The organism is Prevotella sp. tc2-28 (assembly GCF_900107705.1).
Taxonomy (GTDB): Bacteria; Bacteroidota; Bacteroidia; order Bacteroidales; family Bacteroidaceae; genus Prevotella.
Genome location: NZ_FNRE01000036.1, coordinates 1 through 1029 on the forward strand (window position 1 = coordinate 1; position 1029 = coordinate 1029).

Annotated in this window: 1 protein-coding gene; it reads left to right on the plus strand. The window is 33.5% G+C overall.

The features are described from left to right. Nucleotides 1-56 precede the first annotated feature (56 nt). Nucleotides 57-1029, plus strand: a 973-nt coding sequence (locus BLU47_RS14440; protein ID WP_176780616.1) for a leucine-rich repeat domain-containing protein, incomplete at its 3' end; no start/stop codon positions are given.

A 1029-nucleotide genomic window follows, 5' to 3' on the forward strand; every position in this document is an offset into this window, starting at 1 on the left:
TTTTTTTGTTTTTTTCATTATTTATAAACCTGTCTGTCTTTTCGGAGATTGTGATAGTGGATGGAGTTGAATATGAAATCGTTAAAAAGGCCCAGAAAGCTTCTGTGCATAAAAGTGGAGTATCTTGGAAAGGTGGTAATGTAGTGATTCCTAGTACTATTTTATATAACGATACAATATATGATGTTGTCGCAATTGATGACTATGCATTCGATGTTAATGGAATGTCAGAAGTTCCCTATGGAAACATAACCTTGCCCAACACAATAAAAACTATTGGCTATAGCGCTTTTAGCCATTCTAAAATAGATACGCTTAGAATCCCAGACTTGTCGTTCTATTGCAAAATCAAATTTGATCAAAATTATGGATTAGGAAACATTGCTGTTAACCCATTAGCGTATACGAAGCATCTTTTTGTTAATGGAGTAGAAATCAGAGATTTGATAATCCCAAATGATGTAGATTCTATATCAGCATATGCTTTTTGGAATGCCAAACCAATAATATCTGTTACAATTCCCAAAAGTGTAAAAAGCATTGGAAAGGAAGCATTTCGATATTGCAAATCAATCGGAAGTGTCCAAGTACAAGGTGCAACTGTCATCTCCGAATCAGCTTTTGGAAGTTGTAATAATTTGATAGTTTTATCTTTTAATGATAAAACAGAATTAAAATCTTCAGCATTTTCTGGATGCAATATGTTAGAATCAATAATTGGTGATTCTAATATAACAAAAATGGGTCAAGCAGTATTTTCTGGCTGTATTAATTTGAAGAACTTTACATTATCGAATGAAATAGAAAAGATAGAAACACGTCTTTTTTATAGTTGTAGCAGCTTAACATCAATTACTATACCTACTTCGTGCACTTTAGTAGGTGCTAATGCCTTTGAAGGGTGTAGTGATTTATCTTCAGTAACCATCCCTGACAGTGTCACGATTATTGGAGAAAGAGCATTCTCTGCTTGTACAAACTTAGTTGAGGTTGTGGTCGGAACAGGAATTACTAAAATAGAATCATGCG